Genomic DNA, 15,588 nt, shown 5'->3' with positions numbered 1-15,588 from the left:
GGCGGGCACCAGCTCACCGCGCCCGACGGCCCGCACGACCACGACGTCGGCAGCGGGCGGCCGGTCCGCCCGCAGGTAGTGGTCGAGGCTCACGGTGCCCAGCCGCACGTCGACGACCGCGAGCTCGTCGGCGGAGACCGTGTCGCCCGGCACCAGTGCGGCCCGCGTCACGTACACCGGGACCGTCGCCTGGGCCGTCCGGACCGCCCACGAGCCCAGCAGCACCGACGCCGCGACCATCGCGATCCCCGCCAGCAGCCGCGGGTCGCGCCAGCCGGGCCGCCGCAAGCGCGCCGCCACCGGAGCGGGCAGGTCGATCACGCTCGTGTCCATCGACTCTCCAGGTTCGTCGCGCGCAGGCTCGGACGGCCATCGTGCCGCGTGCAGGACCCGGCGGAGGGAGCATTGTGGACAAACCGGTCCGGGCGCCAGCCCGTGCCACACTTCGAGCATGCCTTCGAGGTTCCTGACCCTCGCGGACGTCACCGAGGAGCTCAACATCTCGGCGCCGCAGGCCTATGCGCTCGTCCGGTCCGGTGAGCTGCCCGCCATCCAGATCGGTGGTCGGCTGCAGTGGCGCGTCGAGTCCACCGAGCTGGAGAAGTACATCCAGCGGATGTACGAGCAGACCCGCGCCCGCATCGCGAGCGACGGCCGCACGACCGACGCCGCCGACGCCTCGGACTGACCGCGCCTCAGGCGCCCGACCGGACCACCCGGAGCGTGGCGAACGTGACCGCCCACGCGCCCCGACCGGCTCCGCCGACGTCGGCGAGGTCGAGGTGGTCGGCACCCACGCGCTCGATCCGGCCGGTGAGCTCCGCCCCTCCGGCGTCCACCCGGACGACGACGCGGTCGCGCGCGAGCGCGCGCAGCGCATGCCCCAGCCTCAGTCGCGCCCCGACCGCGCCCGTGGCCGGGGCGGCGTGCTCCGCGAGGCCGTCGACGGCCGCCACGGCACCGAGCGGGACCAACGCCCGACGCACCGGTGACGTCGCCACGAGGAGCCACTCGGTGGTCGCGTCCACGAGGTCGCCCTCGACGGTGTCGCCGCCGACGACGAGCACGCGCACCGGCCGCCCCACCGACGAGAGCACCCGCGCGTCGAGCCCCACCGAGGCGCGCTCGGCCCGCGCGAGCTCGGCGACGTCCGCCCGCACGTCCGCGAGCCGCCCCGCCGCCAGCTGGGCCTCCATGTCCGCGAAGAGCGCCTCCCACCGCATGGGAGCACCGTAGTGTCGCGGGTCGCGCTGGTGTGCCCGCTCGACAGGTTCACGAACGTCAGCCGTCGGGCGTCAGCGCCTTGGCGAACCAGTGGAGCGCGTAGGGCTCGTCGTTGAACGGCGCAACCTCGGCGTAGCCCGCGCTCCGGTACAGAGCGATGGCGTCGTGGAGCGTCTCGTTCGTCTCGAGCCGCAGCGTCCGTACCCCGCGCCGCCGGGCCTGAGCCTCGAGCTCGACGAGCAGCCTCCGCGCCAGGCCACGGCCGCGCGCCGAGGGGTCGACCCAGACGCGCTTGACCTCGGCCGTCTCGTCGTCGACGAAGCGGAGCGCCCCGCAGCCGACCGGCTCATGACCCCGCCGGGCGACGAGCAGCAGACCGGCCGGCGGTGACAGCTCGGCGTCGACGGCCACGTGGCTGCGCGCCGGGTCGAACCCGGTGTCGAAACGCGAGGCCAGCTCGGCGGCGTACCGCTCCATCGTGGCCCGCGCGTCGGGGTGGTCGGGCGGGCACACCTCGATGCGCTCGTCGGTCGATGCCCTCGCGCCCTCCATGGTCGTCACTCTCGCACCGGCGCCCGCCGTGCCCCGGGAGGTCGCTTGTCGGCGCCGCGCCTCAGGCAATGAGCCGCGTGGCGTGGGTCACCCAGGGCACGAACCAGGTTGCGAGTCCTCCGACGAGAAGCGCCAGGCCCCAGCCTGTCCACCCGCGCCACGACCGGACGGCGAGGATCGCGGGCGCCAGCCAGGGCAGGTACGCGATGACGAACCACACCGCCCCGGCCGGGTTGTACGCGGGTGCCGGCGGCAGACCCATGTACGGGACGTTCGCCCGCTGGGCCTGACCGATGGCCCACACCGACACGACGGCCGCGAGGACCAGCGCCGCGCCCAGCACCAGCACGCGCGCACCGAGGGACGGGTGCGTCGGTTCGTCCGGTGACGTGGGGCGTCCGGGAGCTGGCACAGCCCGATCGTGGCAGCGCCGGGCGGCGACGGAGCCGCTGCGGCGCGTCAGGCACCCGTTCGGCGCACCGGCCCGCCACGGGCAGGTCGCGCGACGCCGGCACGAGGTCCGAGCCCACGGGTCGGGCACCAGATCGCAGACATCGCTGGACACGACAACGGACATTCAGGTACATCTATGGCACTCAAGGATCATCAAACTGCATCAAACGACACCATCAGGGAGCCGACATGGCGATCGAGGGCGAGAGGATCGGGCGCCGCCGGTCCGCAGGCGGGGCGTTCGGCGCGCTGCTGGTGGGGGCGGCGACGGCGGTGGCGCTGGCTGGGCTGCTGGGGCTGCGGCTGGAGGTCGTGCTGAGCGGGCAGTCCGGCGCGTGGCGGGTGGACGCGGCGGTCGAGGCCTGCGTGCTCGTCGTCGGCGGGCTCGTCGCGCTCTGGCTCGCGGTGTCCGCGTCCGTCGCCGCCGTGTGCGTCCTCGTCCGGGTGGCCGGCGCGAGCTGGAGTGCCGGGGAGTCGCTGGTTGCCCGGTGCGCGCCTGGGGTCGTCCGCAAGGCCCTGGTGGTCGTCGTGGGGGCAGGCGTCGGGCTCGGTCTCGCCTCGGGGGCGTCAGCGGCCTCGCCGGCGCCGGCGCCGGCGGCCTCGGTGGGCGTCGTCGCGGGTGCCGACGACCTCGGGTGGGCCGTGACCGGTCCCGACGTTGCGAGCGGCCCCGCCGAGGGCCCGGGTCCGGTCGCGGCCGCCACCGACGCACCCTTCCCGCAAGCCGAGCAACTCGCCCCGCCCGGCGCAGGGACCCCGGCCGATCAGGCGGCGGCAGCGAGCGCACCGACGCCCGCCGCGGAGACACAGGCGACACCCGCGACACCGGCGACACCGACGACAGCCGACGCCGTCGTCGTCGTCGCGGGCGACAGCCTCTGGGCCATCGCCGCGCGCCACCTGCCACCGGGGTCGACGGACGCGCAGATCTCCGAGGCCTGGCCGCAGTGGTACGACGCCAACGCCGCGACGATCGGCGCGGACCCCGGCCTGATCCTGCCCGGACAGGTCCTGGCCGTGCCGACCACCGTCGCCGGGATGTCGTCGTGAGCGCGGCGGTGCTCGCCCGGTCCGGCACCGCCGCGGAGGAGGCGTTCGCCGAGGTGCGCGGCACCGCGGACCCGGTCGTGCCGCCCGAGCCACCGCGTCGCCCGCAGGCCCGGCTGGTCACCGCGCCGCCGCCGGCCACGGTCGAGGAGGCCGCCGGACCGGTGCACGCGGTCCCGTTGACCGCCGCGGCCCGGATCGCCGTCCTGCGCGCGCGAGACCGGCCACCGGTGGACGAGGCCGACGACGAGCCCGGTCCGCTCCCCGACGGCGATCCGGCCGTCGTCGCCCGCACCATCGCGCTCGCCGCGCTCGAGGTCCTTGCGGGCCGCCGGTCGGCCGCCCAGCTCGCCCGCTGGCTCACGCCCGGCGTCTACGACTCGCTGCAGGTGCGCGCCGGCCTGACGCAGCGGGTGCTCGGCGATGCCCGGAACGCGCGGCCGCCGRTCATCCGCCGGGCGCGCGCGTGCCGCGTCGGGACGCACGCGCTGGAGGCCAGCGTCATCGCCGACGACGGGACTCGCGTCCGGGCCGTCGCGATCCGGCTGGAGGGTCATCGGGGCGCCTGGCGCGCCACCGCGCTCGAGATCGGCTGACCCCGGACGCACGGAAGCCCGCCCCGAGGTGGTCGGGACGGGCTTCCGTCGTGCTCGTCAGCGCTTGCGCTGCTGCTTGGCCGCCTTCCGACGCGCCTCGCGGTTGGCCGTGCCGTCCTCACCGGCCGCGACCGCCGGACGCGCACCCGCGCTGCGGCCCCCCGCGTCACCGCGGGTGACCACGCCGCCGTCACCGTCCACCGAGGGGGCCGTGTACTGCAACGGCGCGCGCTCGGCCGGCCCGTCGATGCCCTTGGCGACGAGCTTGCCCGGGGTCGGGCCGTCGGACACCGAGCGCGTGGCCGCGGTCGCACCGGCGCTGGCCGCCGCCGCGACCGCGGAGTCGGCCGTCACGGCGGGCGCCTCGGGCTGCGCCACCTGGACCTCCAGGTTGTACAGGAAGCCGACCGTCTCCTCCTTGATGGCGTCGGTCATCGCGTTGAACAGCTGGTAGCCCTCGCGCTGGTACTCGACCAGCGGGTCGCGCTGAGCCATCGCCCGCAGGCCGATGCCCTCCTTGAGGTAGTCCATCTCGTAGAGGTGCTCGCGCCACTTGCGGTCGAGCACCGAGAGGGTCACGCGCCGCTCCAGCTGGCGCATGTTCTCCGAACCGATCTCCTCCTCGCGCGCGGCGTACGCGTGCTCGGCGTCGGAGAGGATCTCGCGCTCGATGAGCTCCGCCGACAGGCGCGTGGCCCCGCCGGCCTGCTCGACGACCTCGTCGGGGGTGATCGACACCGGGTAGACGGCCTTGAGCGCCGTCCACAGCGCGTCGAGGTCCCAGTCCTCCGGACGCCCCTCGGCCGCGGCGCCCGTGATGTACGCCGTGAGCACGTCGGAGCGGAAGTGCTTGACCTGCTCGTGCAGGTCCTCGCCCTCCAGCACCCGGCGGCGCTGCTCGTAGATCACCACGCGCTGGCGGGACATGACGTCGTCGTACTTGAGGACGTTCTTGCGGATCTCGAAGTTGCGCGCCTCGACCTGCGACTGCGCCGACTGGATGCCGCGCGTGACGATCTTCGACTCGAGCGGCATGTCCTCCGGGAAGCCCGCGCGCGTCATCATCGACTCGGCCAGGCTCGAGTTGAACAGGCGCATCAGGTCGTCCTGCATCGACAGGTAGAACCGCGACTCGCCCGGGTCACCCTGGCGGCCGGAACGACCGCGCAGCTGGTTGTCGATGCGGCGCGACTCGTGCCGCTCGGTGCCGAGGACGTACAGGCCGCCCAGCTCGACGACCTCGTCGTGCTCGGCCGCGACCGACTCCTTGGCCTTCTCGAGCGCGAGCGGCCAGGCCGCCTCGTACTCCTCCGCGTTCTCGGCGGGGTCCAGGCCGCGCGCGGAGAGGTCCTCGACGGCCATGAACTCGGCATTGCCGCCGAGCATGATGTCGGTGCCGCGGCCGGCCATGTTCGTCGCGACCGTGACGGCGCCCTTGCGACCCGCCTGCGCGACGATCGAGGCCTCGCGCGCGTGCTGCTTGGCGTTGAGGACCTCGTGCGGGACGCCCTGCTTCTTCAGCTTGGAGGAGAGCAGCTCGCTCTTCTCGACGCTGGTGGTGCCCACGAGCACCGGCTGGCCCTGCGCGTGCCGCTCGACGATGTCCGCGACGACGGCGTCGAACTTGCCGTCCTCGCTCTTGTAGACGAAGTCGCGCTGGTCGATGCGCTGCATGTTGCGGTTGGTGGGGATGGGCACGACGCCCAGGTTGTACGTGCCCTGGAACTCGGCGGCCTCGGTCTCGGCCGTGCCGGTCATGCCGGAGAGCTTGCCGTAGAGGCGGAAGTAGTTCTGCAGCGTGATCGTGGCGAGGGTCTGGTTCTCGGCCTTGATGGCCACGCCCTCCTTGGCCTCGATCGCCTGGTGCATGCCCTCGTTGTAGCGRCGSCCCGGCAGGATGCGGCCGGTGTGCTCGTCGACGATSAGCACCTCGCCGTTCATCACGACGTAGTCCTTGTCGCGCTTGAACAGCTCCTGCGCCTTGATGGCGTTGTTGAGGAACCCGATGAGGGGCGTGTTGAGGGACTCGTAGAGGTTCTCGATGCCGAGGTAGTCCTCGACGCGCTCGATGCCCGGCTCGAGGACGCCGACCGTGCGCTTCTTCTCGTCGACCTCGTAGTCGCGCTCGGCCTGCAGCCGGCGAACGACCTTGGCGAACTCGGCGTACCAGCGGTTGGTGTCGCCCGACGCGGGGCCCGAGATGATCAGCGGGGTGCGGGCCTCGTCGATGAGGATCGAGTCCACCTCGTCGACGATGGCGAAGTTGTGGCCGCGCTGCACCAGCTCGTCCGTGCTCCACGCCATGTTGTCGCGCAGGTAGTCGAAGCCGAACTCGTTGTTGGTGCCGTACGTGATGTCGCAGGCGTACTGCCGGCGGCGCTCGGCCGGGTCCTGGGAGGACAGGATCACGCCGCTGGTCAGGCCGAGGAAGCGGTAGACGCGACCCATCAGCTCCGCCTGGTAGCTGGCCAGGTAGTCGTTGACGGTGACGACGTGCACGCCGTCGCCCGACAGCGCGTTGAGGTAGGCCGGGGCGGTGGCGACGAGGGTCTTGCCCTCACCGGTCTTCATCTCGGCGATGTTGCCGAGGTGCAGCGCGGCGCCGCCCATGAGCTGCACGTCGAAGTGCCGCTGGCCGAGGGTGCGACGGGACGCCTCACGCACGGTGGCGAACGCCTCCGCGAGGATGTCGTCGAGCTTCTCACCGTCGGCGAGGCGGGCCCGGAAGCGGTCCGTCTCCTCGCGCAGCTCGGCGTCCGACAGCGCGACGAAGCTGTCCTCCAGGGCGTTGACCTGCTGGGCGATGCCCGACAGCTTCTTGACGATCCGGCCTTCACCGAGGCGCAGGACCTTCTCGAGGATCGCTGGCACGCACTACTCCCGACGTGTTCGCACTCCGGGCGCGCGCGGCGTCGGAGCGGCTGAGGTGACCGGCCGCACGGCCGGGCGCGTCCATCGTAGGCGAGCCTGCACGGCGTGGGCGAAGAACGACCACCGCGGCGCCGAGCAGGACCGCCCCGACGACGCCGGCCACCCCCAGCCGCTCGCCCCGCAGGATCACGGCGCCGACCGTGGCGGTCAGCGGTTCCAGGAGGGCGAGGAGCGCCGCAGTCGTCGCCGGGACGTGCCGCAGCCCGGTGAAGTACGCGCTGTACGCGGCCGCGGTGGGCACGACGGCCAGGTAGGCCAGCAGCGCCCAGCCCTGCGGGTCGTCCGGCACGGCGAGCCCGGCACCGGCCACGGCGGCGACCGGCAGGAGCACGATTCCGCCGAGCGTGAACGCGGTCGCGGTGAGGGGCAGCGGACCGAGCCCGGGGACGCTGCGGCGGTTCAGCCCGGTCATCGTCGCGAACGCCGCGGCGGCGACGAGGGCGAGCAGCGCGCCCGCCGCCGTGCCCGGCCCCGCGGCGTCCGACGGGCCGACGAGCAGCACGAGCCCGACCAGTGCGAGGCCGAGGGCCACGAGGGTGCGGGCCGACGGCAGCCGGCGGCCGGACACCGCGGTCCCCACGGCCACCAGCAGCGGCGCGGCACCGAGAGCGACGAGCGTGGCGACCGCGACGCCGGCCCGTTGCACGGCCGCGAAGTAGGCGGCCTGGTAGACGGCGGCGAGCAGCGCCGTCTCGACCACCCGCACGACCACGGGCCGCGTCCGGGCGAGACCGCGCAGCGCCCCCGTCGCCGCGAGGCCCAGCAGCAGGACTCCCCCGCCACCCAGGAGCCGGTACGAGGCCACCGTMAGCGGAGGGAGGCCGGCGACGTCGGCCAGCGCCGCGCCCGCGAGCCCGCCGGTGCCCCACAGCACGCCGCCGAGGGCGACCAGGGCGAAGTCGCGCGACCGGGTCTCCGGGGTCACGGCGCCGACCGCAGCGCGTACGTCAGGTCGACCGCGAGATCGCCGCGCAGCGAGCCGTCGCGGTCGCCGACGACGATGTCGCCCAGGCCGAGCCAGCCCGCGAGGTCGCGCAGCTCGGCGGCGAGCGGGTCGATCACGTCGGCGTCGGGGGTGGTGGAACCCGGCGCCCGGTGCGCCGCGTGCACGCGCAGGATCCCGGCCTGCCGGTCGGCCTTGAGGTCCACCAGCGCCGGCAGCGACTCACCCAGCAGGAACGGGAGCACGTAGTAGCCCCACACCCGCTGCGGCTCGGGCACGTAGATCTCGATGCGGTAGCGCAGGTCGAACAGCGCCTCGACCCGACGGCGCTCGAACACGAGCGGGTCGAACGGGTTGAGCAGGGCGCGCCCGGCGGCCCGGCGGGGCAGGTCGGCGTCGCGGTGCCGGTAGACCGGGCCCTGCTTCCAGCCGTCGACCTCGACCTGGTGCAGCACGCCGTCCTCGACCAGGTCGGTGATGGCCGACGCGACCCGCGCCTCCTTGATCCGGAAGTAGTCGGCGATGCTGCGCAGCGTGCCGATGCCGTGCGCCCGGGCGCCGATCTCGGTCAGGGCCCGGACCGCGTCCTCGTCGGACGGCTCGGGGCGCGCGAGGACGTCGGCCGGCAGGACGCGGGACGTCAGGTCGTACCGCCGCTCGAACGCGCCGTTGCGTCCCGCCGACGTGATCTCGCCCGTGAAGAAGAGGAACTCGAGCACGCGCTTGGCCACCGACCAGTTCCACCCCCACTCGCCCCGGGTGGTCGGGTGCTCCGCCTCGAACCCCTGCTGCACCTCGCGCGCGGTGACCGGGCCGCGGTGGTCGATGATCGCGCGGATCTCCGCGAGCACCGGCGAGTGCGTCAGCGGCACCTCGGCGATCCCGCCCCACGCCTCGTCCTGGTACGCGCGCTGCCGCCAGCCGAGCAGCCGGAAGGTCTCGGGCGGCACGAACGACGCCATGTGGGCCCACGTCTCCACCAGCCGGCGCGGCGACCGGCCCGCGGCCCGGTCCAGCAGCGCCGGGTCGTACGGACCGATCCGGGAGAACACCGGCATGAGGTGCGCGCGGGCGAGCACGTTGACCGAGTCGATCTGCAGCAGACCCAGCCTGTCGACGACCTGCTGGAACTGACGCATCGTGGGATCGGCGCCACGCGCGGGGCGGGGCCGGTCCAGACCCTGGGCGCGCAGGGTGATGCGGCGGGCCTGCGACAGGGAGAGGCGATCGAGCGGCACCCGCTCATCCTGCCGTGCGCCACCGACACGACGACGCCCGCCGGGTCACGAGGACCGGGCGGGCGTCGGGCGTGCGGGTGGTCAGCCGCCGACGGTCGCCGTGACGGGCGTGTCGAGCTTGATGATCCCGTAGCTCCACCCACGGCGGCGGTACGCCACCGACGGCTGCGCGGTCTCGGCGTCGATGAACAGGAAGAAGTCGTGCCCCACGAGCTCCATCTCGTAGAGCGCGTCGTCGACCGTCATCGGCTGCGCCTGGTGGACCTTCTCGCGGATGATCACGGGCGAGTCGCCGAGCGTCGTCTCGACGGCCGCGTCGGGGTCCACCGGTGCGGACGCCTCCGGCTCGGGCTCGGGCGGACGGACGTCGACGGGGGCGATGGGAGTGTGGTTGCGGTGGTCCTTGCGCCGGTCACGCGTGCGACGCAGCCGCTCGAGAAGCTTCCCGAGCGCCAGGTCCAGCGCGGCGTACCGGTCGTCTGCGCACGCTTCGGCGCGGATCACGGGCCCCCGGTCGACGACGGTGAGCTCGACGCGCTCACAGCTGCCGGACTGTCGAGGGTTCGTCTCGTGCGACACGAGGACGTCGATCCGCTGCGCGCGGGGGGCCAGCTGCTCGACTTTCGCGAGCTTCTGCTCGACGTGCGTCCGGTACTTCGGAAGCACCTCGGTGTGCCGGCCGGCAACCACGATCTCCATGTGAGCCTCCTGCGAGGTCAGGGGCGGGTCGTGCCCGCCCAGGTGACAGACGATGGGCTGCCCCAGGGGCAGTCGGGCGGCGTCACCTCCTCCCGCGGCCTACCCGGACGACCCCGTGGGGGTCGGCTCCGCGCGGCGCCGTCGGCTCAGGCCCCCACGCTAACCCCGCGGGACCCGTCGAACCACTCGCACCGCGCAGGGATCACCCTGTGGACACCGGTCGCCCGGGAGGGAGTCGGGGCGGCGCGGTCGGACGGGGTGTCGACGCCAGCGTGAGGCCCCCGACGACCCGTGCCCCGGCCCGCTCCAGCGCGGCGCGGGACGCGGCGAAGGTGGCACCCGTGGTGAGGACGTCGTCGACGAGCAGCACCGCTGCCCGGTGCGCCCGCGGTGCTCGTGACGGGGCCACCCGGACCTGCCCGGCGAGGTTCCGGGCCCGCGCCCGGGCGCCGAGACCGACCTGGTCCCGGCCGCCGTCGCGCACGAGGACCGGTGCCGGCTGCGCCGGCAGACCGGCGTCGCACAGGCCGTCGGCCACGGCAGCCGCCAGTTCGCCGGCCAGGTCGGCACCCCGGCGGCGGCGGGTCGCGGCGGTCGACGGCGCGGGGACGACCAGCAGCGGACGGTCGCGCAGCTGCGGCGCGACCCGGTGCGCGGCGACCCGGGCCGCGAGCGCGAACGGGTGGGTCAGGTCGAGCCGCCCGCGGTCCTTCCACGCGACGATGCCGCGCCGGACGTCGCCGGTGCAGTCCGCCAGGGTCCACACCGGCGGCGTCGACCCGTCCAGCCGGTCGAGCCGGGGCGCGCGGTCCTCGCACCGCCACGGGCGTCCCGCCAGCCGCGCCGCGCAGGTCGGGCACCAGGCGACGTCGTCGGCCCCGCAGCCACCGCACGCGACCGGCAGCAGCAGTCCCAGGAGCTCTCGGGCGAACGTCATGGGCCCGAGGCTGCCCGGTCCCGCGCGCGGACGCGGACGGGCCTGTGGAGCCCCGGGGCTGTGGGCGGCCGGGTCAGCCGGGGAACGACGGGTCGGACGCGCCCGCGACCCCCTTGACCTGCGCCCACGTGGAGCCGACGAACCTGCGCAGCTCGCCGTCCGTCGTCGTGACGTAGATGACCGAACCCCCGGCCTCCGCCGCCAGCTTGGCCACCTCGGGCAGCGCCCTCGTGGGGCCGGCGACCGGGACCAGGTGGACGGCCGGGTTGCCGGTCGAGCGCCCGATGACGGCGAGGGTGGACTCGTCGGACCAGACGACCGACGTGGCGTCCACGAGCGAGGCACCCGCCCGGACGGGGATGCCCAGCTGCTGCGGCGTGCCCGACTCGTCCCGGGTGATCGCCGCGACATCGATGTTCACGCCGTCGGCACCGGCGGACACGATCGCGATCCGGACCCCGTCGCGGGCGACGCGCACGGCGCGCACCGTCCGGCCGTCGAGCCACTCCGCACTGACGTGCACGGGGTCGCCGTCGGTGGGCGCCGCGACGAGCCCGCTCGACGAGTCCGCGGTCCAGGCCCAGCTGAAGCGGTCGACGGACGGTGCGACCAGTCCCGACCCGGTGAACAGGTCGCGCGCGGGCGCCGGGCCGGTCGGCACGGTGCTCAGCGTGGTCGTCCCCGAGAGCATCACGCGGACCGAGGCGTCCTCGTTCCGCGCAGGGCTGCGCGGGTCGAGGCCGGCGAGCGACTCGAGGCCGGGCACCGCGGTGACCTCGCCGTCGACCAGCGCGACGATCCGGTCGCCCTGGAGGAGCTCCAGGTTGCTGGGCGGCGGGTTCCCCCGCTCCAGCGTCGTCGGACCCGGCTCCAGGATTACGCCGCCCGCGTCCACCTGGACCGAGCCGATGCCGGGCACGGGGCGCAGGCTCGCGTCGATCTGCTGGAGCAGGAGATCGCGGTCGGCGCGGGTGACCGCCAGCGCCGGGGCGAGGCTGACGTGGGCCACGCCGTCCTCGTCGACGGTCACGGACTGCGGGTTCAGCTCCACGCCGTCCGGCACCGCGGTGCTGACGGCGTCCTGCAGCCACGGCGACGGGCCGCCGAGCAGCTCCGTCATGATCGACGTCGGCAGGTTCTTCGCCGGGAACCACCGCGACTCCGGCACCAGGAACGTGTCGTCCGGGGACAGGAAGTAGAGCGACGCCGGCCGGTAGTTCCTGGTGAAGTCCTCCTGCTGGAGGATCAGCCCGTCGGCCAGCTTGCCGATCCGCCACTGGTCGTCGTCGTCCTGGACCATGTTGAACGTGACCGACTCGCTGCCCTCCGGCGCCGCCTCGGCGTAGCGGCCGCCCTCGTCCACGCGGGCCTTCACCGGGACGTCGATGGTGACCTCGGTGTCGGTGGTCGACGGCTCGTACTCGAGCGGACCGGAGACGGCGACGGACGCGAGGGGCTGCCAGGTGGCCTTCGCCTCGCCCGCCAGGTACTCCCGTGCGGTCACGAACTGGTCGCTGAACCCGGCGGCGCCGGCCGCGAGGAAGCCGTCGACGATCTCCGTCGGGCTGGCGCCCGGCTGCGGCCCGGGGGCGAGCACGTCGATGTCGGTCGGCTCGCTGACCTCGGCGTTCCCCTCCTGGACCGGTCCGGAGGTCGGGATCGCCGAGCACGCCGCCAGCACGGCCACGGTCAGGGCGGCCAGCGCCGTCCGGCGGAGCCCGCGCGCGCTCATCGGACCCCCTGCCGGTCGACCGCGCCGTGCTCGTCGGACGTCATGTCGGGCAGGGCCGCGGGATCGGTGTTCGGCCGGACCACGGGGATGCGCAGGGCGCCGGTGATCGGCGACTCGTCGGGCGCCAGCGGCAGGGGCGACCCGGTGAGCCGGATGCCTGCGCGGCGCGGCAGCGTGAGCCGGAAGCTCGCGCCCCGCCCGGGACGGCCCCACGCCTCGAGCCAGCCGCCGTGCAGGTGCGCGTCCTCCAGGGAGATCGCGAGCCCGAGCCCGGTGCCCCCGGTCGTGCGGGCGCGCGCGGGGTCGGCACGCCAGAACCGGTCGAACACGTGCGCCGCCTCGTCGGGGGTCATGCCGACGCCGCGGTCGCGGACCGTGACCGCCACGGCGTGCGCGTCGGCACCCACCGTCACCTCGACCGTGCTGCCCTCCGCGTGCTCGACGGCGTTCACCAGCAGGTTGCGCAGGATGCGCTCGACCCGGCGGGGGTCGATGTCCGCGACGCAGCGCTCCTCGGGCACGACGACGTGCAGCCACGCTCCGCGCCGCTCGGCCAGCGGGGAGGCGTGGTCGACGGCCTGGATGACGACGTCGTTCACGTCCCGGCCCTCGGCGTCCAGCACGGCCGCGCCGGCGTCGAACCGGCTGATCTCGAGCAGGTCCGCGAGCAGGTCCTCGAACCGGTCGAGCTGGGTCTGCAGCAGCTCCGCGGAGCGCTTGGCCGCGGGGTCGAAGTCGTCGCGGGAGGCGTGGATGACCTCGCCGGCCATGCGGATGGTGGTCAGCGGGGTCCGCAGCTCGTGCGAGACGTCGGAGACGAACCGGCGCTGGAGGGTCGACAGCTCCTCCATGCGGTGGATCTGGTCCTGGAGGCTGTCCGCCATCTCGTTGAACGAGCGGGCCAGCGTCGCCATCTCGTCCTCGCCCTTCTCGGGCATCCGCTCGGACAGGTGCCCGTCGGCGAGCCGCTCGGCCACCTCCGCGGCGCGCCGGACGGGGCGCACGGTCTGCCGCGTGACCAGCCACGTCATGCTGCCGAGCAGCACGACGAGGGCGGCCGCGGCGAGCGCGAGGGTGCGCTGGAGGAAGTCGAGCCGGTCCTGCTCGGACTGCAGGCTGTAGAGGAAGAACAGCTGGTAGGTGCCCTCGACCGGCACGGTCACGTCCTGGCCGACGATCACGCCGGGCGACACCCCGCCGCTCTCCTGCTCGATGGCCACGGACTGCCAGTGCTGGCCGCCGCCGGCCGTCGCGAGCCGCAGCTCGGGGCTCACCAGGGAGAGCAGCGAGCGGTCCGAGGCCGCACCCGTGACCGTCACGCCGCCGCCCTTCTGGCCGGGGGCACGCAGCAGGAAGACCTCGCGCCGGTCGGAACCACCGGTGCGCTGGGCGAGCGCCACGTCCCGCAGGAGCCGCTGCACGTCGGTGCCCGCGGTCGCAGTCGACGCGTCGAGGGTCGCCTGCGCCTGCTGGGTGGACCGGGCGCTCTCCTGGAGCACCTGCTCGAGCCGCGCGTTGAACAGCCCGTCCGCCATCCGGGCGCTGACGTAGGCGCCGACGAGGGTGAGCGCGACCAGCCCGATCGCCATGGTCGACGTGATGACGCGGACCTGCAGCGACGAGCGCCACGCCCGTGCCCACGAGCGGACCCGGCGCCGCGAGCGTGCCCTGACCAGCCGCCAGGCCCCGCTCACCCGCACGAGCCTGCTCCAGACCACCTCACGTCGAGGCCACGCCCGCCTTGTAGCCGACGCCGCGGACCGTCACGACGATCTCGGGCTGCTCCGGGTCGTTCTCGATCTTGGAGCGAAGACGCTGCACGTGCACGTTCACCAGGCGGGTGTCGGCGGCGTGCCGGTAGCCCCACACCTTCTCCAGCAGGACCTCGCGGGTGAACACCTGCCAGGGCTTGCGGGCGAGGGCCACCAGCAGGTCGAACTCGAGCGGCGTGAGCGAGACCGGTCGGCCCGCGCGGGCGACCCGGTGGCCGGGCACGTCGATGGTCACGTCGCCGATGGTCAGGTGCTCCGGGGCCGGCTCGTCGCTGCGGCGCAGCCGGGCGCGCACGCGGGCCACGAGCTCCTTGGGCTTGAACGGCTTGGAGATGTAGTCGTCGGCGCCCGACTCGAGGCCCAGCACGACGTCGACCGTGTCGCTCTTGGCCGTGAGCATGACGATGGGCACGCCCGACTCGGCGCGGATCTGCCGGCAGACCTCGTTGCCGTCCTTGCCGGGCAGCATGAGGTCGAGCAGGACGAGATCCGGCTGCGTGGCGCGGAACACCCCGATCGCCTCGTCACCGTCCTCGCAGAACACCGGGTCGAAACCCTCCGAGCGCAGCACGATGCCGATCATCTCGGCCAGCGCGGTGTCGTCGTCGACCACCAGCACGCGTCCCTTCATGGCGGCATTCTCGCACCGTGAACGCCCGGACCCGGGCCACACGCCCGTCCGACGTGAATCGGGGCCGACACATCACCCGGACGCGCGTCGGCGGCCACGGCCGTCGTGGCACGATGATTCCTCCGCGGGGGCCACGTGACGGCGCCCGGACCACCGGGGTCGACCACAGCCGAGGGAGCCGCGCTCGCATGACGAGCCCGCACGACGACGTGCCGCAGACGCCGACGTGGGCCGCGCCCGCGGGAGCGGGTACGCCACCGCCGGCGCCGCCCGGAGCACCCGTCCCTCCCCCGCCGCCGGGGTGGGGCGCGCCGCAGCCTCCGGGTGCGTGGGGGCCCGCCTCGCCACCGCCCCCCGGGGTCGCGTGGCGGCCGCCCGCCCTGCAGCCCGGGATCATCCCGCTGCGACCGCTCGGCATGGGCGAGATCTACGACGGCGCCTTCCGGGCGGTCCGCGCGAACCCGCGCGTCATGTTCGGGCTCGCCGCCCTCGTGGTGACGCTCGCCGTCGTGCTCCAGTCGGTCATCGTCTGGTACGTCCGCGGGGTGCTGTCGGCGCAGATGGCGGACCTGGTCTCCGAGATCGACCCGTCCGGGCAGATGGAGCTGGGCGACGCCCTCGGCGCGTCCGTCGGCTCCCTGGTGGCCGCGCCGTTCACCTCGATCGCGACCACCGTGCTCACGGGCCTGCTCATCGTGTCCGTCAGCCGGTCCGTGCTGGGGCAGGTCGCGACCGTCGGCGAGGTGCTGCGGTCGTGGCGCGTCTGGCTCGTCGTCGGGTTCACCTTCCTCACCTCGCTCGTCTCGATCGTCGCGGGCGCCCTCGTCGTCGGC

General features: G+C 74.3%; 14 protein-coding genes and 2 pseudogenes. 4 read left to right on the top strand and 12 right to left on the bottom strand.

The window, feature by feature from the left end; all coding sequences use genetic code 11:
- Positions 1–333 (bottom strand): annotated as a pseudogene (locus ACXJKG_RS12010) (hypothetical protein); the annotation flags it as partial.
- A 118-nt stretch (positions 334–451) separates the two neighbouring features.
- On the opposite strand from ACXJKG_RS12010, the gene ACXJKG_RS12005 reads away from it, so the two are divergent.
- Positions 452–688, top strand: a complete 237-nt coding sequence (locus tag ACXJKG_RS12005) for a helix-turn-helix domain-containing protein (RefSeq protein ID WP_456845987.1) — start codon at positions 452–454, stop codon at positions 686–688.
- A gap of 7 nt (positions 689–695) precedes the next feature.
- Here the strand turns inward: ACXJKG_RS12005 and ACXJKG_RS12000 are convergent, their stop codons facing one another.
- The 3 genes from ACXJKG_RS12000 to ACXJKG_RS11990 all read right to left on the bottom strand — a co-directional run bounded on the left by ACXJKG_RS12000 (position 696) and on the right by ACXJKG_RS11990 (position 2,188).
- Complete coding sequence (locus tag ACXJKG_RS12000) at positions 696–1,223, bottom strand: hypothetical protein (protein ID WP_456845986.1); 528 nt, start codon at positions 1,221–1,223, stop codon at positions 696–698.
- A 58-nt stretch (positions 1,224–1,281) separates the two neighbouring features.
- Entirely contained in the window at positions 1,282–1,776 is a 495-nt protein-coding gene (locus ACXJKG_RS11995; protein ID WP_456845989.1) for a GNAT family N-acetyltransferase, read from the bottom strand.
- Between the two features lie 61 nt (positions 1,777–1,837).
- A complete protein-coding gene (locus ACXJKG_RS11990; protein WP_456845985.1) occupies positions 1,838–2,188 on the bottom strand; it encodes a hypothetical protein in 351 nt (116 codons plus the stop codon).
- Between the two features lie 230 nt (positions 2,189–2,418).
- On the opposite strand from ACXJKG_RS11990, the gene ACXJKG_RS11985 reads away from it, so the two are divergent.
- A complete protein-coding gene (locus tag ACXJKG_RS11985) occupies positions 2,419–3,279 on the top strand; it encodes a LysM peptidoglycan-binding domain-containing protein (protein ID WP_456845984.1) in 861 nt (286 codons plus the stop codon).
- Positions 3,276–3,872: an Rv3235 family protein gene (locus ACXJKG_RS11980; RefSeq protein ID WP_456845983.1), complete on the top strand. Its 597-nt coding sequence runs from the start codon at positions 3,276–3,278 to the stop codon at positions 3,870–3,872. Before ACXJKG_RS11985 ends, ACXJKG_RS11980 begins: the two co-directional genes overlap by 4 nt.
- A gap of 57 nt (positions 3,873–3,929) precedes the next feature.
- Here the strand turns inward: ACXJKG_RS11980 and secA are convergent, their stop codons facing one another.
- From secA to mtrA, 8 genes are all read right to left on the bottom strand, one after another.
- Positions 3,930–6,743, bottom strand: a complete 2,814-nt coding sequence (secA, locus tag ACXJKG_RS11975) for a preprotein translocase subunit SecA (protein ID WP_456845982.1) — start codon at positions 6,741–6,743, stop codon at positions 3,930–3,932.
- Complete coding sequence (locus ACXJKG_RS11970) at positions 6,706–7,728, bottom strand: DMT family transporter (RefSeq protein WP_456845981.1); 1,023 nt, start codon at positions 7,726–7,728, stop codon at positions 6,706–6,708. The genes secA and ACXJKG_RS11970 overlap by 38 nt, the downstream gene beginning before the upstream one ends.
- Positions 7,725–8,984: a winged helix-turn-helix domain-containing protein gene (locus ACXJKG_RS11965; RefSeq protein ID WP_456845980.1), complete on the bottom strand. Its 1,260-nt coding sequence runs from the start codon at positions 8,982–8,984 to the stop codon at positions 7,725–7,727. Before ACXJKG_RS11965 ends, ACXJKG_RS11970 begins: the two co-directional genes overlap by 4 nt.
- A gap of 81 nt (positions 8,985–9,065) precedes the next feature.
- A complete protein-coding gene (gene hpf, locus ACXJKG_RS11960; protein ID WP_456845979.1) occupies positions 9,066–9,683 on the bottom strand; it encodes a ribosome hibernation-promoting factor, HPF/YfiA family in 618 nt (205 codons plus the stop codon).
- Positions 9,684–9,885: 202 nt separating this feature from the next.
- Positions 9,886–10,620 (bottom strand): ComF family protein, encoded by a 735-nt coding sequence (locus ACXJKG_RS11955; RefSeq protein WP_456845978.1) that lies wholly within the window; start codon positions 10,618–10,620, stop codon positions 9,886–9,888.
- 73 nt (positions 10,621–10,693) lie between these two features.
- The gene (locus tag ACXJKG_RS11950; protein WP_456845977.1) at positions 10,694–12,352 is read right to left on the bottom strand and encodes an LpqB family beta-propeller domain-containing protein; all 1,659 of its coding nucleotides are present in this window, start codon (positions 12,350–12,352) and stop codon (positions 10,694–10,696) included.
- Positions 12,349–14,052, bottom strand: coding sequence for an MtrAB system histidine kinase MtrB (gene mtrB / locus ACXJKG_RS11945; RefSeq protein WP_456845988.1), 1,704 nt, complete (start codon positions 14,050–14,052; stop codon positions 12,349–12,351). The genes ACXJKG_RS11950 and mtrB overlap by 4 nt, the downstream gene beginning before the upstream one ends.
- A 19-nt stretch (positions 14,053–14,071) precedes the next feature.
- Positions 14,072–14,755, bottom strand: coding sequence for an MtrAB system response regulator MtrA (mtrA, locus tag ACXJKG_RS11940; RefSeq protein WP_055912929.1), 684 nt, complete (start codon positions 14,753–14,755; stop codon positions 14,072–14,074).
- A 188-nt stretch (positions 14,756–14,943) separates the two neighbouring features.
- On the opposite strand from mtrA, the pseudogene ACXJKG_RS11935 reads away from it, so the two are divergent.
- Positions 14,944–15,588: pseudogene (locus tag ACXJKG_RS11935) on the top strand (glycerophosphoryl diester phosphodiesterase membrane domain-containing protein); the annotation flags it as partial.

The sequence above is a fragment of the Cellulomonas sp. P5_C6 genome, from assembly GCF_054049635.1.
Note: the sequence above shows the minus strand (reverse complement) of the source record. Positions and strands in the feature narration are given on the sequence as shown.